At 39.1% G+C, this 20789-nt stretch carries 14 protein-coding genes, 7 pseudogenes and 2 other annotated features; of the genes and pseudogenes, 9 read left to right on the top strand and 12 right to left on the bottom strand.

Features of this window, described 5'->3' with window-relative positions; genetic code table 11:
• Positions 1 to 10: 10 nt before the first annotated feature.
• The 3 genes and pseudogenes from NBRC111893_RS02570 to NBRC111893_RS02560 all read left to right on the top strand — a co-directional run bounded on the left by NBRC111893_RS02570 (position 11) and on the right by NBRC111893_RS02560 (position 3039).
• Positions 11 to 1361, top strand: a pseudogene (locus NBRC111893_RS02570) (aspartate aminotransferase family protein).
• A 108-nt stretch (positions 1362 to 1469) separates the two neighbouring features.
• Positions 1470 to 2486: a zinc-binding alcohol dehydrogenase family protein gene (locus NBRC111893_RS02565; protein WP_125007862.1), complete on the top strand. Its 1017-nt coding sequence runs from the start codon at positions 1470 to 1472 to the stop codon at positions 2484 to 2486.
• A gap of 79 nt (positions 2487 to 2565) precedes the next feature.
• Positions 2566 to 3039 (top strand): nucleoside 2-deoxyribosyltransferase, encoded by a 474-nt coding sequence (locus tag NBRC111893_RS02560; protein ID WP_125007861.1) that lies wholly within the window; start codon positions 2566 to 2568, stop codon positions 3037 to 3039.
• A gap of 206 nt (positions 3040 to 3245) precedes the next feature.
• Here NBRC111893_RS02560 and brnQ read toward each other — a convergent pair whose 3' ends face one another.
• From brnQ to aroF, 3 genes are all read right to left on the bottom strand, one after another.
• Positions 3246 to 4637 (bottom strand): branched-chain amino acid transport system II carrier protein, encoded by a 1392-nt coding sequence (gene brnQ, locus NBRC111893_RS02555; RefSeq protein ID WP_125007860.1) that lies wholly within the window; start codon positions 4635 to 4637, stop codon positions 3246 to 3248.
• 141 nt (positions 4638 to 4778) lie between these two features.
• Positions 4779 to 5032 (bottom strand) — a binding site (T-box leader).
• Between the two features lie 80 nt (positions 5033 to 5112).
• Positions 5113 to 6183 carry a 3-dehydroquinate synthase gene (gene aroB, locus NBRC111893_RS02550; RefSeq protein WP_125007859.1) on the bottom strand — a complete coding sequence of 357 codons (1071 nt, stop codon included), beginning with the start codon at positions 6181 to 6183 and terminating at the stop codon, positions 5113 to 5115.
• Positions 6183 to 7190: a 3-deoxy-7-phosphoheptulonate synthase gene (aroF, locus tag NBRC111893_RS02545; RefSeq protein ID WP_125007858.1), complete on the bottom strand. Its 1008-nt coding sequence runs from the start codon at positions 7188 to 7190 to the stop codon at positions 6183 to 6185. The genes aroB and aroF overlap by 1 nt, the downstream gene beginning before the upstream one ends.
• Positions 7191 to 7587: 397 nt before the next feature.
• Positions 7588 to 7837, top strand: a binding site (T-box leader).
• Between the two features lie 115 nt (positions 7838 to 7952).
• Here aroF and NBRC111893_RS12330 point away from each other — a divergent pair.
• The 5 genes and pseudogenes from NBRC111893_RS12330 (at position 7953) to NBRC111893_RS02520 (ending at position 11832) form a co-directional block, all read left to right on the top strand.
• A pseudogene (locus NBRC111893_RS12330) lies at positions 7953 to 9427 on the top strand (anthranilate synthase component I family protein).
• Positions 9411 to 10007, top strand: coding sequence for an anthranilate synthase component II (locus NBRC111893_RS02535; protein WP_125007857.1), 597 nt, complete (start codon positions 9411 to 9413; stop codon positions 10005 to 10007). Before NBRC111893_RS12330 ends, NBRC111893_RS02535 begins: the two are co-directional and overlap by 17 nt.
• Before the next feature lie 59 nt (positions 10008 to 10066).
• Positions 10067 to 10711 carry a histidine phosphatase family protein gene (locus tag NBRC111893_RS02530; RefSeq protein ID WP_125007856.1) on the top strand — a complete coding sequence of 215 codons (645 nt, stop codon included), beginning with the start codon at positions 10067 to 10069 and terminating at the stop codon, positions 10709 to 10711.
• A gap of 180 nt (positions 10712 to 10891) precedes the next feature.
• A complete protein-coding gene (locus tag NBRC111893_RS02525) occupies positions 10892 to 11209 on the top strand; it encodes a hypothetical protein (RefSeq protein WP_125007855.1) in 318 nt (105 codons plus the stop codon).
• Positions 11210 to 11253: 44 nt separating this feature from the next.
• Positions 11254 to 11832, top strand: a complete 579-nt coding sequence (locus tag NBRC111893_RS02520) for a hypothetical protein (RefSeq protein WP_125007854.1) — start codon at positions 11254 to 11256, stop codon at positions 11830 to 11832.
• A gap of 133 nt (positions 11833 to 11965) precedes the next feature.
• Here the strand turns inward: NBRC111893_RS02520 and NBRC111893_RS02515 are convergent, their stop codons facing one another.
• From NBRC111893_RS02515 to lepB, 3 genes and pseudogenes are all read right to left on the bottom strand, one after another.
• A complete protein-coding gene (locus NBRC111893_RS02515; protein WP_369689684.1) occupies positions 11966 to 12454 on the bottom strand; it encodes a deoxyribonuclease I in 489 nt (162 codons plus the stop codon).
• Positions 12455 to 12456: 2 nt separating this feature from the next.
• Complete coding sequence (locus NBRC111893_RS12055) at positions 12457 to 12594, bottom strand: hypothetical protein (RefSeq protein ID WP_369689683.1); 138 nt, start codon at positions 12592 to 12594, stop codon at positions 12457 to 12459.
• Between the two features lie 72 nt (positions 12595 to 12666).
• Positions 12667 to 13232, bottom strand: a pseudogene (gene lepB / locus NBRC111893_RS02510) (signal peptidase I).
• 297 nt (positions 13233 to 13529) lie between these two features.
• Between lepB and NBRC111893_RS02505 the strand changes: the two are divergent.
• Positions 13530 to 14650 (top strand): annotated as a pseudogene (locus tag NBRC111893_RS02505) (multidrug effflux MFS transporter).
• A 63-nt stretch (positions 14651 to 14713) separates the two neighbouring features.
• Here NBRC111893_RS02505 and mnmG read toward each other — a convergent pair.
• From mnmG to rpmH, 6 genes and pseudogenes are all read right to left on the bottom strand, one after another.
• Positions 14714 to 16653: pseudogene (mnmG, locus tag NBRC111893_RS02500) on the bottom strand (tRNA uridine-5-carboxymethylaminomethyl(34) synthesis enzyme MnmG).
• A gap of 33 nt (positions 16654 to 16686) precedes the next feature.
• A pseudogene (gene mnmE, locus NBRC111893_RS02495) lies at positions 16687 to 18079 on the bottom strand (tRNA uridine-5-carboxymethylaminomethyl(34) synthesis GTPase MnmE).
• A gap of 168 nt (positions 18080 to 18247) precedes the next feature.
• The gene (jag, locus tag NBRC111893_RS02490; protein ID WP_125007853.1) at positions 18248 to 19000 is read right to left on the bottom strand and encodes an RNA-binding cell elongation regulator Jag/EloR; all 753 of its coding nucleotides are present in this window, start codon (positions 18998 to 19000) and stop codon (positions 18248 to 18250) included.
• Between the two features lie 198 nt (positions 19001 to 19198).
• Positions 19199 to 20035 (bottom strand): membrane protein insertase YidC, encoded by an 837-nt coding sequence (gene yidC / locus NBRC111893_RS02485; protein ID WP_125007852.1) that lies wholly within the window; start codon positions 20033 to 20035, stop codon positions 19199 to 19201.
• A 2-nt stretch (positions 20036 to 20037) separates the two neighbouring features.
• Positions 20038 to 20396 (bottom strand): annotated as a pseudogene (gene rnpA, locus NBRC111893_RS02480) (ribonuclease P protein component).
• Between the two features lie 52 nt (positions 20397 to 20448).
• Complete coding sequence (gene rpmH / locus NBRC111893_RS02475) at positions 20449 to 20583, bottom strand: 50S ribosomal protein L34 (protein ID WP_035166548.1); 135 nt, start codon at positions 20581 to 20583, stop codon at positions 20449 to 20451.
• Between the last annotated feature and the right edge of the window lie 206 nt (positions 20584 to 20789).

The following is a 20789-nucleotide window of genomic DNA, read 5'->3' as shown; positions in this document are numbered from 1 at the left end:
GGGCTGATTTATGAATCATTTGGAAAAAGCAACTGCTTTAATCAACGATGAGCGTAAGTATAACGCTGACTGTTCTAGGATTGATTACTATGATTTGGTGATCGATCATGCTCATGATGCAACACTAGTAGACGTGGATGGAAACGAGTACATTGACTTATTAGCCAGTGCTTCCGCCATTAACGTTGGCCATACTCCTCAAAGGTCGTTGACGCCATCACTAATCAGGCCCAAAAACTCATTCATTACACTCCCGCTTATTTTCATCACACACCACAGATGAAATTAGCAAAACGGTTAGCCGAATTAGCCCCGGGTACTTCAAAAAAACTAGTTAGTTTCGGTTTAAGTGGCTCCGATGCAAATGATGCTATTATCAAATTTTCTCGTGGTTACACTGGTCGCCAATATGTCGTCTCGTTTATGGGTTCATACCATGGCTCTACTTATGGCTCTATGAGCTTGTCTGGAACTAGTTTGAACATGACCAGAAAAATGGGACCAATGCTACCTGGGATCGTTCACGTCCCTTATCCTGACCTTTATCGGCGACTTCCTAATGAAAGCGAACATGATGTCGCGCTAAGATATTTCGATTCATTTAAAAAACCATTTGAATCATTCTTACCTTCTGACGAAGTTGCATGCGTGTTAATTGAACCTATCCAGGGCGACGGTGGTTTAATCAAACCACCAGCAGAATTTATGCACCTAATTTATGACTTTTGTCACGAACACGGCATTTTGTTTGCGGTTGATGAAGTTAACCAAGGACTTGGCCGAACTGGTCAGATGTGGGGCATTGAGCAATTCCCTGGAATTGAGCCAGACTTAATGTCCGTCGGAAATCACTCGCTGCTGGTATGCCGCTCAGTGCTGTGATTGGTAAGCAAGAGATAATGGCAAGCCTTGAAGCACCTGCTAATACCTTTACCACAGCGGCAAATCCAGTTTGTTGTGCCGCTGCTCTAGCCACCTTAGATATCTTGGAAGATGATGAACTAGCAAATAAATCCAAGGTCGATGGCGAATATGCAAAAGCAAAATTTCTGGAAATGCAGCAAAACCATCCCAACATCGGTGATGTTCGCATGTGGGGCCTTAATGGTGGCATCGAATTAGTTAAGGATCGTGAAAGTCAGGCAGCTGATCCTGACTTTGCAACTAAGGTCATCTACTACGCCTTCCAACATGGTGTTGTATTAATTACACTGTGTGGTAATATTCTAAGATTCCAACCACCATTGGTAATTACTAGAGACCAACTGGACACCGCTCTCTCAGTTCTTGATGACGCGTTTACCGCCGTCGAAAATGGTGAGGTTAGTCTCCCAGCTAACGCTGGTAAAATTGGCTGGTAATAAACAAAAGAGGTCATCGAGCGTATAAACTTGATGACCTCTTTTTTATAAACTATGATTTAGTTATTAAATTACCATATTCTCAAACCCACATTTGGAGGTCATTTTATGAAAGCTATTGGTTATGATCGTCACCTGCCAATTGACGATCCACAAAGTTTATTCGATTTTGAATTACCAACTCCCACTGCTAGTGGCCACGATTTGTTAGTCAAAATAGATGCCGTTTCTGTTAATCCAGTAGATATCGCGGTCAGAACAAACTCAGAATCACTAACTTCACCAAAAGTAATTGGCTGGGACGCAGTCGGAATCGTCACTGAAGTTGGCAATCAGGTTACTTTATTCAAGCAAGGTGATCGAGTATTTTATGCTGGTTCATTTATTCGCCCTGGAAGTAACAGCGAATATCAATTAGTTGATGAACGGATTGTGGGCTTAGCGCCTAAAAAACTCGATGATGCTCATGCGGCAGCTATGCCACTGACTGCATTAACTGCCTGGGAAGCACTCTTTGAACAGTTAGGCATTGATTTCAACCATCCTGAAGCCAATAAAGGAAAGGTCCTATTAATCAATAACGGAGCTGGTGGCGTCGGTTCAATAGCCACTCAATTAGCTCACTTAGCCGGTCTCACAGTCATTGCTTCCGCTTCTAGACCGGCAACCATCGATTGGGTAATCCAACACGGAGCCGATCAAACCGTTGATCATCATAAAAACTTTGTGACCGAAGTTAGAGATCTAGGCTATGAATATATCGACTACATTCTCGATTTGAAGGGATTAGACCAACATTGGTCAGAGTTTGCAGAATTAATTGCTCCCAACGGCAAGATTGTTTCAATCACTGGCAGTAAACAACCCTTAGATTTAAATATTTTAAAGGAAAAACGGGCCACGTTTGCTTTTGAATGGATGTATACCAAGTCAAAATATCAAACTGACGATATGATTAGCCAACACGAAATTTTAACTAAGATTTCGCAGTTATTGGATAACGGAATGATCAAAAGTACCCTTACTGAAACCCTCTCACCAATCAACGCTGAAAACTTGCGCAAGGCCCACACTTTAGTTGAGTCTAACCAGATGATTGGCAAAGTTGTGGTCACGAATAATTAAAAAACTGTTGGGAAAGTCATTGGAGGTTGGTACAATAAAAGAATATTAATTAAGTAAAGGGGTCAAATTATGGCAGAATATCAAAAACAAAGTTTACCTAGCATCACCATTCTTTTCAGAAGGTCAAAAAAATCGTATTAAAGAGGTTGTTGAGCTTCTAAAACAGAACCCAACTATCGATAACGACGGTATCTTCATTCCCGAAGACCATCAATTCGAATCTGAACCATTTGGATCTTTTAAATGGCAAGATGCTGTATTTGCTTCAGATATGCGCCAAGTTCATAAAGCGGACGTAGTTGTCGCTATCTTAGACTATCAAAATGAAGAAGGAAACCCTGAACCAGATTCTGGGACCATCTTCGAAATTGGTGCTGCCTTCGAAAACAACACTCCTGTTATTATGGTTCAATTTGAAACAGCTCATAAACTTAACTTAATGTTATCTCGTAGCTATACCGCTTTCTTTAACGGTCGCGAAGATATTCAAAATCTAAAACAATATGACTTCAATGACTTACAACAAAAATACACCACAATGGATGTATTTTAAGAGCTAACAAAAACCGGTCTCACAATTAATGTGAGATCGGTTTTTTATTTAGTATTCACTTAATTATGAAAATGAACAATCTACGCTTTCACGAATAAATGAAAACATAACATTTAATTTTCATAATCAATTATAGATATTATTCCGCCAACAAATTCACATGTGGATAACTTCCGATGTTGCAGATTTTTAAGTTATCCACAGTTTTAATGGCGTTCTGAATCAGTAGTCATCGCCAATTTTTTTCTTTGTTTTACTAACCCTAACCCAAAATGAGCTAGTCCAATAGATAATCCGATCACTGATGGAATTAACCAGCCCATCCCCATATCAGCCCCAGGTAAAAAATTATTCAACTGCGACACAACTTTAGCAAATGGAGATTCTGAAATAATTGCTGGCGCTGATGCGATTGCACTTAATAATGCCGGTACCAACGTAAATCCAGTTGTCCAACTATATACTTTATGATCTTGTTTAAATAATGGTGATGCTATCGATAGGATAATTAGGGTAATCGCTAATGGATATAAAAACATCAGCATCGGCATTGACCAAGCAATAATTGTATCTAACCCAACGTTAGCAAACGCAAATGAAAAGCCAATTGCTATCATATTGAATGTCCGATAAGAAATGCTAGGAAACTTTTTATGCAATGCATCGGAAAAAGAGACTGCTAAACCAACCGCAGTTGTTAAACAAGTTAACGTAACCATAATCGCTAACATAATTTGACCACCAAATCCTAGATAGTGGTTAGCTATTTGATTAAATGCAATTCCACCATCCACACTCGGTTTATACATCGTTAAACTGGTTGAACCTAACCAAATTAAACCAACATATATAACTGCTTCAAGACCAATTCCCAATAATCCAGACTTCAAAGTTGCCATTGAAATTTCCTTGGGGCTCTTAATCCCTAACCCCTTTACTGCTGCCACGACTGTGATGCCAAAGAGGAGTCCTGCAATACAGTCCATCGTGTTGTAACCCTGAATAAATCCATTTAATAAGGCTCCGTGGTCATAGCCAACTGCTGGAACAACTTGATTATTTCCTTGAATCGGTCTGGATAATGCAAAGCCAAAAATAATTGCTAATAAAATTAAGAATACCGGATTCAATAACTTACCGACGGTATTCATAATGTTGGTTGGTTTCCTTGAAGCCCAATAAGTAATACCAAAGAAAATTAATGTGTATCCCCATAGCCATAGTGATTGGCTCGATTCATTTACATGACTAGCGAACCCCACTTGAAATGGTACAGTTGCTGTTCTTGGCATTGCAAACAGTGGTCCTAATGTGGCACAAATCAATAGCATGAATGCTGTTGCGTAACGTTTACCAATTGGTTTAGCCAATTCATAAATTCCAGAACTTTGGGTAACACTGATTGCAATAATTGCGAGTAACGGTAATATCGTTCCAGTAAGTAAAAAACCAAATCCCGCTGCTAACCAATTTGACCCGGCAAGTTGCCCCAAATGAATTGGGAAAATCAAGTTTCCAGCGCCAAAAAACATCCCAAACAGCAGTGAACCAATAATAATATAATTTTTAAAACCTAATTTTTTCGGTTGATTATTCAAGTTAATTGCTCCTTTTTAAGCCATAAGATATCATCAAGTTTATTGTTAATGACTCGACTAATGCCGCCAGCAGATGCAAATCTCATATCAATTTACCCCTTTCAGTTAAAGATATAAAAAAAGTCCCTTGGAATATTTATTCCAAGGGACGAATTAATCTAGTCTTCGTGGTACCACCCAAATTTATAATAACTTCACGGTTATTATCTTTCTGTGTACGGCAACGTATCGCGATACACTGGCGCTGTAATGGGCGCACCCAGCAAACACTAAATTCCTCTCGCATTTGCAGCTCAGAAACTACTTTCACCATCCAATTTCAGTAACTCAATTTCACCTGTAATGAGTCTCTCTAATCTGATATTGAACGCTACTCTTTCCTTCGTAGCCGTTTAATCATCGTTTGATATCCTTAAATAATATTTCATAACCAATTCGTTTGTCAAACGATTTTTATTCACTAGTTTCCAATTTGTTAACTGACTAGGTTAAGAAAATTGGCAACTTCAGTTAACTCAACCGACTTGATTTCAGGACTACCAATTGCTTTTAAATAAATCAAATTTAAATGCCCAGCATGACTTTTCTTGTCATTTTTAACTTTTAATAAGATTTTATTCGTATCTAATTTAGGTAATGCTACTGGCAATCCAACTGCCACCAATCGATCTGTTAGTTGATCAGTTACTGATTGCGGAGTTAATCCATGATTTGTAAATACCTCACTAATGGCAACCATTCCAATCGCAACAGCTTCACCATGACGTAAACCACCGTCACTTAAGGCTTCAACTGCATGACCAATTGTATGACCAAAGTTAAGAAGTTGACGCAGGCCGCCTTCTTTTTCATCTGCTTCAACGACTTCGGCCTTGTACTTAATCGCCAGCTCGCTGATTTTTTCGGCATGCTCAAGAATATCTGCAGGTGAATTAATTGTTTCAACTAATTGCCACAAATCATGATCGGTTAGTCCCGCCACCTTAACCACTTCACCATATCCCTCGACTAAATCCCGTTGCTCCAAAGTCTGCAGAGTATTGGGGTCGATGATGACTAAATCTGGTTGAAGAAATGATCCTAAGATATTTTTCGTAGTTCCTAAGTCGACTGCGGTCTTACCACCAACTGAACTATCAACTTGAGCTAATAATGACGTTGGAATTTGAATCAGTGCTAATCCCCGCATGTAAGTGGCCGCTAAAAATCCGGCTAAATCTCCGGTAACACCACCACCTAGAGCAATTACTCCATCATCTCGGTTGAAGCCATCAGCCGTCATTTGAGTAGCCAATTCACCTAATACTATCAGTGACTTTGACTCTTCGCCAGCTTTGAATTGATAAGTAAATACTTGAAAACCAGATTGACTAAGCGAAGCCGCCACCTGTTCTTGGTATAGAGGAGCAACATTGTCATCGCTGACTAACGCAACTTTTCTAGTTGGCCAAACGGCTGCTACCAACTCACCAGTATTTTTTAATAATCCTTCCCCAATTTTGACTTGGTAGGGATGATTAATAATATTAACATCTAAAATTTCCATTACGCATCCACCACTTCCACTGCTGGACTCACTAGATCACGGATTGCAAAGGCTTTATCTGCCATTGCTTGGTATTCTTCCGGCTTTAATGCTTGAGCACCATCTGAAAATGCGTGGGCCGGGTCATCGTGGATTTCAACAACTAATCCACTAGCTCCAATCGCTACTCCAGCTAATGCTTCTTTAGTCACGAATTCAGTGTGACCCGCAGCGTGACTGGGATCCACAATTACTGGGTAGTGAGATAACTTTTGTAATACCGGAACCGAACCAACATCTAACGTATTTCGGGTGTACTTATTATCGAATGTCCGAATTCCTCGTTCAGCAATCATAATTTGAGTATTACCACCGGCAGCAATGTACTCCGCAGCATTTAAAATATCATCAACGGTAGCTGACATCCCCCGCTTTAGCATAACGGGAATATTAGTTTTTCCAACTGCCTTTAGCAATGAAAAATTCTGCATATTTCGCGCACCAATTTGGAAAATATCAGTGTATCGGCCAACCATTTCAACATGGTCTTCATCCATTACTTCAGTCAGGACATCCATATCAAATTCATCAGCAGCTTGACGTAAAAATTTCAATCCATCTTCGCCTAATCCTTGGAATGAGTAGGGCGAGGTTCGCGGTTTGAACGCACCACCACGAAGCACCGTTGCTCCGCCAGCCTTAGCAACGGCTGCCATTTTTCGGACATGGGCTGATGATTCAACTGAGCATGGTCCAGCCATCATAGTGAAATTATCACCACCAATTAAACTATTAGGAGTCTTAATAATCGTATCTTCGGGATGAAATTCCCGGCTTCCTTGGATGGCAGCAGGATGATTCTCAATAATGCGTTCGGCGGCTCGGAGTTCCTGTTCATTTAGGCCGTCTCGGTCGATTCCTTGAATGGCAACCCGATTGCCATGAGTAAATACTGATACCTTTCCCGAAAGGCGTTCGTTAATTTCCTGAATGGTTACTTCTTGTCCTGGTTTCATAATAATAATCATAATATGATCTCCCTCATCTCTAAATTTTGTTAAATAAAAAACCCCGCAGTGATTAAATTCACTGTGGCGAAATTTTGGGAAAGAAGTGGCCCCACAGTGGTTTTAAATACTGTGTGACCAAAAATTATGCTCAACAAACCTTGGCCGCACAAGTTGTAGACGGTGTGCCTGCAACTTGTACGTCGTAGACACTAGCGTGGCCAAAAATAATAAGACTGTGCAATTGTTAGTGAATTAGTTTGCATAATTAGAATCTCCTGTTTAAGTTTTAATTTAATTGTTATGAAGTCTAATATTACTTATCTGACTTGTCAACCCCTAAATTATTTTTTCTAATCGTGGGTTGACTTTCTCTCATAATAATCTTATCGTAATTCCAATATAAATTTACCCGCCCGTTAAACCGTTGACGTGGAGATCAAGGTTAGTATGCTCGCACAGAGAGTTACAGTCGCTGAGAAGTAGCCGAACGCAACTAACTAAATGGACCACCGAGGGTTTCTCTGAACAATAGTACGAGAAAACGTAACGACACACGTCAGCTGTCAGAGGTATGTTGATATCTCATCAAGGGCAGCGCTTTTTGGCTTGAAAACAAAGTTAACGACGCTGAATTAAGGTGGCACCGCGGAAATTCCGTCCTTAACAATCATTTTTTTGTTAGGGCGGATTTTTTTAGTCAGGAGGCACTTAATATGAAAACTAAGCGATGGCAATTCCCGTTAAATTAGCGAATGACAACATTTAACGGAGGAAATCATTATGAATATTGATCAACTATTACCATTAAAAAATAACTTTGCCCTATTACCAATTACTATCAGTTTTAAACTAACCGAATTCGACCCCTTGAATATCATGCGATCATTCGAAACTCCAGGTAAGCCGTCTTTTGTGATGACTGGCAAGCCTAAGGAAAATGAAGATGGCTACACCTTTGTTTGTCTAAATCCAGAAGCCAGCTATACCTATCAAAACGGCCAATTAACCATTGATAATTTCGATGGTTGCCCCCAAATTAGAACCGATGATCTTCATCAATTTATCGATGACTTAGTTGACCAGAATCGCGCCCCTAGCATCGCAGAATTACCCCCATTTACCGGTGGCCTTGTTGGTTACTTTAGTTATGATTACTCAAGATATGCAACCACTGCGAAGATTAAATCAGTCGCCGATCCTCACCAATTGGCTGATGCTGACTTAATGCTAGTTAAAACCGTAATCAGTTACAATCATGCCACTAATCAAGTCACGCTTAGCAAGCTAGTTAAAGCAACTGAAGTTGAAGCGCTTTTTAAGCAAACCATCACTGAGTTAACGAATATTAAACACCGAATACTCAACTTGGTTACCCATGAATCGATTGCCAAACCACAATTAACCCCATTAAAATATCAATTCTCGTTGCCGGAATTTTCAGAACGCGTCAGTAACGCCAAACAACACATTATTGATGGTGATATTTTCCAATTGATTCTTTCCAACCCTCAAACAGCAACCATTTCTGGCTCATTGCTTGGAATTACCAACCAATTTTCAAACAAAATCCATCACCCTATCAATTTTATTTTCATCATAATGATTTCGAATCAATGGGCGCTTCGCCCGAAACTCTGATTACGAAACGGAATCAAAGTCTCTTTTCATACCCACTTGCTGGCACCCGCCGACGTGGTAAAACCGTCTTTGAGGATGAAAAATTCGCTAACGAACTACAGGCCAGCGAAAAGGAATTATCTGAACATAATATGCTAATTGATTTAGGGAGAAACGACCTTGGTCGCGTTAGTAAATTCGGCTCAGTTAAAGTTGTTTCGGCTCGGAATTTGTTAAAGTTTGCCAATGTCATGCACTTAGGTTCAGTCATTGAAAGTATCGTTTCTGAGAAAGCTACATCTATGGACATCGTTGACGCAGTTCTACCCGCCGGGACTTTATCAGGAGCACCAAAAGTATCAGCGATGCAACTCATTGCTCAGCTTGAAAATAATAAGCGAGGAATCTATGGTGGTGGAATTGGTTACCTTGGATTTGATGGTGATTTAGATTTATGTATTGGTATTCGATTAGTCTATCGAAAAGGTAACCAACTAGTTATCCACTCTGGAGCTGGGATTGTTGCCGATAGTATCGCTAAATATGAATACCAAGAGTTTAATAATAAGGCCCGCGGCGTAGTAAATTCACTTTACTCAATTTCACAGGAGGAACCTGCCCATGAATTTTCTAATTGATAACTATGATAGTTTTTCATATAACCTCAGCCAACTGATTGGTACCTTAACCAATGGCAACATCAAGGTATTAAAAAATGATAATTCTAAGATTGATCGCCTTAGTGAACTCAATCCTGAACATATCATTCTGTCACCCGGACCCGGAAGGCCTGAAAATGCAGGTAAGCTCATGGACGTCCTCGACCAATTCATTGGTAAAGTACCAATACTAGGCGTCTGTTTGGGTCATCAAGCAATTGCCGAAGCATATGGTGGTAAAGTGATCCATGCGAAAAATTTAATGCATGGGAAGCCATCTGACGTTACATTGATCCACCGCACCAAACTATTCGCAAATTGTCCTAACGTGTTCCCAGCAGCCCGTTATCACTCATTAGCTGTCGCACACGGACCATTGTCTCCTGATTTAGAAATTGATGCTGTCACAGATGACCAAGAAATCATGGCTATTTCAGATGAACAACGCGCCGTTTACGGCGTGCAATTTCATCCCGAATCCATCATGACTGACGAGGAAGTTGCTAAGCAAATTATCACTAATTTTATAGCAATCGATGCCCATTCAATTCAAGCTTGATAGCTAAAACCTGTAGAATATACTAAAATAATGGTAAATCATATTCGAAGGGAAAAATTATGAAAACAGTTTATCTAGTTCGTCATGGTCAAACGATTCTTAATCACTTCAGAAGAATGCAGGGCTGGGTTGACTCCCCCCTAACCGAAACTGGTGAACAGCAGGCAATTAAAACAGGTAAGATGCTCAGCCAGGTTCATTTTGATATCGCCATCAGTTCTGACTTAGGTAGAACAATCGCTACTCGTGACTTAATTCTTGCTGAGAACCAAGTTTCTAAAGTAACTCCCTCAGTTAATAAAAACTTCCGTGAAGTCTACTTTGGATCATTTGAAGGCATTGACAGTGTCCTCACTTGGAACCAGATTGGTGGCCCCCATGGGAGCTTTGACCAAAACGTATTAATTGAAAAGTATGGCCTACTTGCCGTTCGCGATTTCATGAACGATGCGGATCCGTTCAAGGAAGCTGAAACTGGTGAACAATTAAAGACAAGAATTAAAACCGCGTTTAGTGAGCTCCAAAATCAACTTCAAGATGGTGAAACTGCCCTAGTTGTTTCACATGGAACATTCATCAGAAATGTTGCTGGTATCTACTCAAAACCAGGTTCATTCATCGACCAACCGGAGAACGGTAGCTTCGCTATCCTAGATGTGACTGATCAACCAATTATCAAGAAATATAACCAAACCGAGATCTAAAAATCGTGAAGCACAAATTATGTTTCACGATTTTTTTATGCCTCCACAAACTTCCATAAAGACAATCGTAGTTTAGATTTCTTAATACACAGATTAGTTTTTAAAAAAATAAATTTACATCATGCCATCAAGTATAGTATTCTGGCTTTTGTCGGCAAAATACCGCTTGGGAGAACGGTTATGAAGAAATACAACGCAATTATTTTACTGGTTACGATTTCATTTTTAAGCTTACTTTCTGGATGTGGTGCCAGTAAGGCTAAATCACAACCAAATTATTTTACGGTAAACATCAAAAATGTTTCAGGAAATAGCAATAATGATGGCTGGAGAATCCAAGGAGATACTAAGGCTCCTAATGGATACTATATCGTCGGAATTTCCAACGAAGGTACAGATTTAAATTCACAAGTAATTACTGGTACCAGTGATACGTCTACGTCAAAGTTCATAAAGGGCATTTTTATGCTGGGGTTTCGGGAACCGATGCAACTTTAGGCATTGATACTGTAAAAAAGGGAGACACAGCAACGGTTCAGATCGTGGCTGTATCTCCAAAATTATTCAAAGCAGCATCAGTTGAAGATGGAATCGATGAAGTTAGTTCATCTATGTCTGATGCAATTCAAGATCATGGTAAGAGCCATACATTTACATTATCTGAATCACAAGCTAAAACAATTCGTAGTAGTTTTGAAGATGATGATAGTCAATCTGACGATGATAACGATCCCGATGAAAGCTACTATGACAATATATTATCCAATGCATCAAAAAGCTCATCGTATACATCTGTTGATATTGCAAACTATTCTCGATACTCAAAACAATATCTTGCTAGAAACGTTGCTGTACAGGGGTCGGTTGCTAATGTTCAAATCGATGACGATACTAATGCTACATTAGTTACGTTAACCGACGCGAATTACGACCACGATATCGTTATTGCAATCCCTTCAAATTTGGAAGATAAAATGAATTACGATCCTCAAGAAGACGACATCATCAACGTTTCTGGTGTCGGCTACAATGGCTTTACATCAACTGATAGCACTAATAATACCAAAACAAAGTTACCTGGAATTATTGCTAAAAAGATAACATTCATTGGTACTAATTAATAAAACTATTCGCTTATAAAAAATATATGAGTGTTTTGTCGACATACAAGGTTTAGTTATTATGCCAAAAATACCCACTATTACTGATAGTTAAAAAGAGTTATGAAACAATTGCATTGTTTCACAACTCTTTTTATTTCATACCTGCCAAGAAGCTTTTCTCAAACAACCCATCATACCTTAAATACTCTTTACCAAAATTATCAATTAGGCCATGAAACTCTTGGGCATCCTGATACGTAAAGTTATCTGGCAACGTGACTTGCTTCCATAACTCTGTATAATTTTTCGTTTTTTGATATCCTAACTTTGCAAATAATCGCCTAGTATAGCTATCTGCAATAAACACTGGTCGATCAAAAATATAAACTTGAAACACATCCGCCGTTTCATTCCCAATTCCCGGAATTTTTAATAACTCAGTTCGTAGCTTAGAACCATAGCGTTCACTAATTTGATCATAGTCCCATCCTTCTTTATCTAACCATTCAAAAGTTGCCAAAATGGCCCGGGACTTATTCTTATAGAAGCCACTAGATTTAATGATCTGCATCAACTCATCCTGAGTTAGGTTAATTATTTTTTGTGGGTTTAATTCCGTTAACCGTTTAAGTTCAGTCAAAGCTAAATCAGCGTTGTTCCAATTAGTATTTGCACCAAAATGGCCCCCAGAATGATTTCCTCTTTGGAATCTGCTGGCCACCAACCCGATGGTCCTAAGTTCCGACTTAGTTCTTTATAAAGCTCGTTTAGATCAATCATTAAATCATTTCCCCCCGAAGCTTACAAAAAGTCCGATTTATTCCTTTGGAATAAATCCGGACCTCTATTACCTTAGTAAGCTAAATTATTAACGTTATTTCGTTTTGTTTTTATTTGTTTCCCAGAAGAAAGTCTTGGCAACACCAAGCACCTTATTCTTGGGAACAAATCCCCAATAACGTCCGTCATTCGAAACACTGCGGTGATCACCCAAAGCAAAATATTCTCCCTTAGGGACCTTAACTGAACTAGTATTTTTGGCCACTCTTAGATAATGACTTCAAGTTCCAATCACCAGTTCCCGTAGTTCGTTGATATTTACTAATAAAGTTTTGCTTAATCTTCTTACCATTAACATAGATGTTACCATTTCGACTTGAAACCGTATCACCTGGCATCCCAATTACTCGCTTAACGTAATCGGTATTTGGCTTAGTAGCCTCTGGATCAACTCCATGAGCATCAAATACGATGACACTTAAATGCTTGATCTTAGCTTGTCGCCACACTACCATTCGTTCATTATTTACTAAATTGGGTTCCATTGAAGGTCCATCAACCCTTGCGAAAGTAACCACGAATTGTCTTAACAAGAGTGCGATTATGATTCCGACAGCGACCGGAATCACCCAGCTCATAACTTCTCTAAATGCTGAATTTGATGTTTTTTGATTGTCTCTTGACTTCTTTGCCATTATTAAACTCCTTTAAATAAAGTAACCTACCTAGGTAGGCCACAACTAGTGTATATTTTATCACACTATCATTAATTGGTTCATCTCTTTACCACTTCTTACTAATTTGCGATTGATATTGCAACCCTGTATTATAGTAAGTCGTGTTAGGAGAATGCATATGAAAACAAATATTTCAGTAAAAAACAAGTCTGGTTGGCCATCATCTTGGGGACAGTCAGTGCTACCGGACCGCTATCAATGGACATGTATTTACCTGCCCTCCCGGAAATGGCTAAGAGCTTAAGTACCCAAACATCAGTCTTACAGCTTAGCCTGAGTGCCTGTTTAATTGGCCTCGCCTTAGGACAGTTAGTTGTTGGACCGCTAAGTGACCGATACGGTCGAAAAAACCATTAATTATCGGTTTTGCTCTTTTCGGTATCGTCTCACTCTTAATTTCTCTGACCAATTCAATTTACTTACTAATTAGCCTCCGCTTTATCCAAGGGCTCGCTGGTTCCTCTGGCCAAGTACTATCTCGGGCAATCGCTAGAGACCTATTCAGCGGCCCGCTATTAACCAAATTTTATTCAATGCTTTCCGCGGTGAACGGGATTTTCCCCGTATTATCACCTGTTCTCGGTGGCATTATTATTCAGTTTACCAACTGGCAGGGAATTTTTGTGGTTTTAGCAATTATTGGGCTAATTGTGGTCATTGCCCTATTTGGTGGCATTAAGGAAACCCTACCGCCGACTGAAAGATCAACTGGTGACGTGTTATCAACTATCAATTCAATTGGTGATCTAATCAAAAATGGTCGCTTTTTGCGCTTAATTATTTCTGCCGGGCTAGTTACCGGTGGATTATTTAGCTACATTTCAGCATCATCATTTGTATTTCAAAATTATTTTCACATGTCCGTGCAAAGTTTCAGTTTTCTCTATGCTCTAAATGGAATCGGCATCGCTATTGGATCAGTCATTCCCGGATTTTTTGCTAGTCGCATTTCAGAAGCTAAACAAACTAAAACCGTTTTGATTACCACATTAATTACAGCATTCATCTTAATTGGTAGTTGGTATTCGTTTCGCTCCTTATCAGTCGTGATTGTCTTAGTATTTTTAATTGTTACGCAATTTGGAATTCTCTTCACCCTAACAACTTCAATTGTAATGAACATGGGATCACATAATAGCGGCAGCATCTCAGCGTTGTTTGGCTTAGCCCAAAATGGAATTGGTAGCTTAATGTCGCCAATTGTTGGCCTCTTTGGAATTGCCACTTATTTACCAATGGCAGCCGCGATTACCGCTTGTATCTTACTAAGCTTAATTTTATTCAGTTCACTAAAAATTTCTGAAAATCAAAATATTTAATAAAAAGCACTATGATAGCTCCTCTTGATTGAGGATTTAATCATAGTGCTTTTTTCTTATTTATTAAGCGCCTTGAACATCAATTTTAGCAATTCGTCCTTGTTGGATATAAACGCTTAAAATAGCGATATCAGATGGGTTAACCCCACTGATTCTTGATGCTTGAGCAATTGTTTGTGGTTGAATCTTAGCCAGTTTTTGACGAGCCTCAGTGGCAATTCCGTCAATTACAGCGTAATCAATCCGGTCAGGAATCTGTTTCTCTTCCATTTTCTTCATCTTCTCAACGTTAGCTTCAGCCTTAGCAATGTAGCCAGCGTACTTAGTTCTGATTTCAACCTGCTCGATTACTCGATGATTTAATGGTTCGGCAGGAGCCTCAATAAATTCCATTAGTGTTTGATAATCGACATATGGTCGTCTTAAGAAAACAGCTGCAATAACCCCATCTTGAAGAGGCTTGTCCCCATGGGCCTGAATAAATTCATTAACCTTATCAGAAGGCTTGATCCGAATTCTGTTTAATCGATCTAATTCACTTTCAACAGCATCTTTTTTAGCTAGGAAACTTTGATAACGGTCTTCAGAAATTAATCCTAAATCATGACCTTTTTCAGTTAACCGCATGTCAGCATTATCGTTTCTAAGTAATAACCGATATTCAGCTCGACTAGTTAATAGTCGATATGGCTCCTTAGTTCCTTTAGTTACTAAGTCATCGATCATTACGCCAATGTAAGCTTCATTGCGCTTCAATACAAATGGCTCTTGACCTAAGGCTCTACGACCAGCGTTAATGCCGGCAACAATTCCTTGACCAGCAGCTTCTTCATATCCTGAAGTACCATTAGTTTGACCAGCGGTATAGAGATTCTTAATTAACTTAGTCTCTAAAGTTGGTTTTAATTGGTATGGTGCCACAACATCGTATTCAATTGCGTATCCTGGTCGCATCATTGAGCATTTTCCAATCCAGCAATTGAATGAACAATATCTTGTTGTACTTCTTCAGGCATTGAAGTTGATAGTCCCTGAACATACCATTCTTCAGTCTTCCGACCTTCAGGTTCTAGGAACAATTGGTGACGACTCTTATCAGCAAATCGCACAATTTTATCTTCAATTGATGGACAATAACGAGGACCTACCCCTTCGATTACACCAGTAAACATCGGTGCGCGATCAAGGTTTTCACGAATGATTTCATGAGTCTTTTCATTAGTATAAGTTAACCAACATGATAATTGGTTTTTAACATCAATATAGTCACTATCTGAGGTTTCATAACTGAAATGGTTAGGTTGTTCATCCCCAGGTTGCTCCTCTGTTTTAGCATAATCAATGGTCGTTCCATCCATTCGTGGCGGTGTCCCAGTCTTGAAACGTTCCATATCAAATCCTAAATTAGCAAGGTTTGCAGTCAATTTTTCAGCCGGTTGTGAGTTGTTTGGACCTGAAGCGTACATCAACTCACCAATAATAATTTTACCTCGAGCAGCAGTTCCAGCAGCAATTACCACAGCCTTGGCACTATATTTAGCACCAGTATTAGTAATAACTCCCTTACATTCGCCATCTTCAACGATCAAATCGTCAACGATTCCTTGACGTAAGGTCAAGTTTGGTTCGTTTTCAATCGTATCCTTCATTTCAGCATGGTAAGCATGCTTATCGGCTTGTGCTCTTAGGGCTTGCACAGCGGGACCTTTTCCCGTATTGAGCATCCGCATTTGTACGTAAGTCTTGTCAATATTGCGACCCATTTCGCCACCAAGGGCATCAACTTCACGAACAACAATTCCTTTAGCGGGTCCCCCAATTGATGGATTACATGGCATAAAAGCAACCATGTCCAAATTAATGGTCATCAATAGCGTCTTGTTTCCCATTCGAGCAGCAGCTAAAGCGGCCTCACAACCAGCATGACCAGCGCCAACTACGATGACATCATAGTCTTCACCATGATATGACTTTTTCACATCGCTAACACGTAAACTTTCCAATGTTTTTTCCTCCAAATGTTTCACATGAAACCACTATTTACCTAAACAGAACTGACTGAATAATTGATCAATTAACTCATCTTGATAACTGTCACCGGTCACTTCACCAAGCAGATCCCAACAGTGAGTCATATCAATTTGAACTAAATCAACTGGCATTCCTTGATCAAGTCCTTGAATTACACTATCCAATGATTGGTTAGCTTGATTTAAAAGTCCAATATGCCGGGCATTAGTTATCATCACATTATTTTGACTGCTACTAATTCCTTCTTCAAAGAACATTTTAGCAATTAATTCTTCAAGTTCTTGAAGTCCGTCAGCCTCAATTGCTGAAGTAGAAATCATATTCTGATTACCAGTAAGTTGTTTTAACTCAGCAAGATCTAGTTTAATTGGTAGATCAGTTTTGTTAAGAACAACGATTCGCTGACCATTATCAGTGAGCTCGATTAATTCGCGATCCTCACTCGTCAACGGTTCGCTAGCATTAATTACTAGTAATACTAAATCTGCGCTTTCAATCGCCTTCCGTGAGCGATCAACCCCGATTTTTCAACCTTATCTTCGGTATCCCGTATTCCGGCTGTATCAATCAATTTAAGCGGGACTCCGCGAACATTAACATATTCTTCAAGAACATCCCTAGTAGTTCCGGGAATGTCCGTCACGATTGCCTTATCTTCATGTAGGAGATGGTTTAACAAACTTGACTTACCCACGTTAGGTCGACCAATGATAGATGTTGCCAAACCATCGCGAAGAATCTTACCTTGCTTAGCAGTTTTTAATAACTGTTCAATTCTAGCATGAACATCAACTGCCTTATCTCGAAGTAGTCGGCTAGTCATTGTTTCGACATCATCATATTCTGGATAGTCAATATTAACTTCAACTTGAGCTAAAACATCAAGAATATCTTGACGCAAGTTCTTAATTAATCGGGAAAGATTCCCATCAAGCTGACTAATCGCAGCCTTCATGGATTGATCAGTTTTAGCTTCAATCAGGTCCATTACAGCTTCAGATTGAGATAAATCAATTCGGCCGTTTAAGAAAGCCCGCTTAGTAAATTCGCCTGGGTCAGCCATCCGCGCCCCATTGCTTAAAACCAATTGAAGAATCCGGTTAGTAGCGACGATTCCACCATGACAATTGATTTCAATGATGTCCTCCATCGTATAAGTCCGTGGTGCCTTCATCACTGATAACATCACTTCGTCAACTTCTTCACCAGTTTCAGGATCAATAATGTGGCCATAATTAATGGTATTACTAGCTACACTAGCAAGATTTTTACCACGATACAATTTTTCAGCGACGTCTAACGCTTCTTCACCACTAATTCTGATGATTGAAATTCACCTTCTCCAGGTGGAGTTGAAATTGCTGCAATTGTGTCTAATTCTGTTGTTGTTAAGACCATTTTTTAATTACCTCCAAATGCTCAAAAGCATTTTAAGAACAAAAAAAGTGCCTACACCACGCCCAAATAGGCGTGGATAAAGCACTTTCACTACTTTACCTAGTTAAGATAAGAATGATTACCACTATAATATTTTATCGGTTATCATTTGTCAAACGATATTTGTTTTTATTTAGGAGCCACCACAATTACTCTATGAGGCTCTCTTCCTGTTGAATAAGTAATGACATGATCGTTGTCAGCTAAAACATTGTGGATTTCTTTCCGTTCAAAAGCCGGCATTGGATTAAGATAAACTGGCTTACCATTTGCAATGGCATTTCTAGCCGTTTTTTCTGCTAATTGAGCAAGTGCCTCACTCCGGCGGTCACGGTAATTAGCAATATCCAACACAACATTTAAGTTATTAGCACCTAAACGATTAACGTAGATTTGAGCCAATCCCTGTAGAGCATTGATTGTTCGACCATGATGACCAATCAATAAACTTTGTTTAGATTCATCTGCATCAATATCAACATACAAAGAATGATGATTCTTTAGATCGACTGATAATTGGTGTTCAAAGCCCATAGCATCAATGACATCGTTAAGGTAGCCCTCTAATTCGCTAACAATATCAGTCAAAGAGGCTTCCAATTGCACATCGTCGTCTTCGATTAATCGGCTTGGTGAAACAGTGACTTTAGTCGCTTGCTTTTCTGAGTGGTTAACAGCAACGTTTTTAGATTGATCATCTGAACTATTATCGGATAACTCAATCTTAGTAATTTCAACTTGAGCAAGTTTTCTACCAATTCCAAAAAAGCCGCTTCTAGGTTGAACTTTAACGGTTACTTCAACTTGGTCCCGGTTTAGTGATAAGTCACTTAGACCTTTCGTGATTGCTTCTTCAATTGTTTTTCCTGAATAAGTAGTCATTACAAACCTCTTCTAACGAATTTAACTGAAATATGATAGCACATTTTAACACTCAAATAAACGACTTTTACGGATATGACGCGATTCTTATCATGTTCGTAAGAATATTTTACTAATCGCTGACATAATAGTTGCTAATAACCATTATGCTATTAAAAAGGCCGGAATGCACTAATTAAGTGAATTCCGGTCTGTTTATTATTTACGCTTACTCTTTTTAGCTTTCTTAACGGCTCGTTGAATTGCTTGCTGACGCTCTTTTTCAGCGCGTTCCTTTTGTTCACGTTCCCGCTGAATTTTCCAGGGATTCTGAATAACTAAGGTTTGGCCAACTTGGAATGCGTTGGTAATTACCCAGTAAAGTGATAACGCTGAAGGTAAGTTAATCGCAGTAATCAAAATTACCACTGGCATCCCAACTGTCATCATGGTAGTCATTGAATTTGATTCTGGTTGACTCTTCATTGAAAGCCATGAACTCAAAAAGGTAAAAATTGCCGCAAGAATTGGCAATATGAAGTATGGATCTTTATGACCTAATTGAAGCCACATAAATGAACCACTCCGCAAGACCTGGGTCCGCCAAATTGCTTGATATAAAGCAAAGATAATTGGCATTTGCACAATAAGTGGTAAACATCCAGCCACTGGATTTACACCAGCTTCAAAATAAAGCTTCTTTTGTTCTGCTTGCAATTTTTGCATCGTTTCAGAATCTTTAGAAGAATATTTCTTTTGCAGTTCCTTTAACTGAGGCTGGATTTCCTGCGTCTTACGCATACTTCTAGTTTGGTAAATCATTAATGGTAAAATCACAATTCTTACAATGATAGTGAAAATAATAATTCCCATTCCATAACTATCATTAAAGAACTTAGATAACCAAATAATTGCCCTAGAGAAGTTAAGGACGACTAATCCATCCCATAATCCCGTACTGTTATTAGTAATGGGTGCATTACTACAGGCCGTTAGAATTAAAGTAATACTTAGTAAAGCAAGTAGCGTTACTATTCGTTTAACTTTCTTTTTCAACGTTATTCCTCGCTATCGTAATCTTGATCTAAAAGATTTGCTAACTTCAAAACGTGAACTAATCCTGATTTAACATCTTTCATTGCCATTTGATCAGTCGACGGACGCGCAATAACAATGAAGTCAACATCTTGTCTTAAATCCGGCTTTAGCTCTGAAATTGATTGTCGAATACGTCTCTTTACCCAGTTACGGTGAACTGCATTACCGATTTTCTTTCCAACGGAAATCCCCACTCGGAAATGTAGTTGCCCTGGTTTATCTAATGTATATACGATAAATTGACGGTTAGCGACAGAGTTATGAGTCTCAAAGACATCCTGAAATCGGCCTCTTTTTTGACCCGATATGATTTTCGCATAGTGCATCTCCAATTTACTTAAAAATGAAAAAAGACCACTGAGGTCAGTGGTCTATGCAGTCAATGATTTTCTACCTTTTTGACGTCGGCGTGCTAACACTTTACGACCATTGCTGGTGCTCATGCGTTTACGGAAGCCATGAACGCGAGCGCGGTGACGCTTCTTTGGTTGGTATGTTCTCTTCATAAGAAGGAATCCTCCTTTACTATAGAAAGTTGCAATTAAGCATTTAATATCTGTTTGTCAAATGCATTTCCCGAATATGATACCACAGTTCCAAAATTATTGAAATAGGTAATTTAAACTCCAAAAAAAAATAAAAAAAATGTTTCATGCGCATAAACCTGTGGATAACTAGATGCATCCGAAAAACTAATTCCCAGGTTTTCTAC

Origin of the sequence: Lentilactobacillus kosonis, assembly GCF_003864335.1 — a bacterium.
In the GTDB taxonomy this organism is placed as follows: Bacteria; Bacillota; Bacilli; order Lactobacillales; family Lactobacillaceae; genus Lentilactobacillus; species Lentilactobacillus kosonis.
This window is presented reverse-complemented; position numbering and strand designations above follow the sequence as displayed.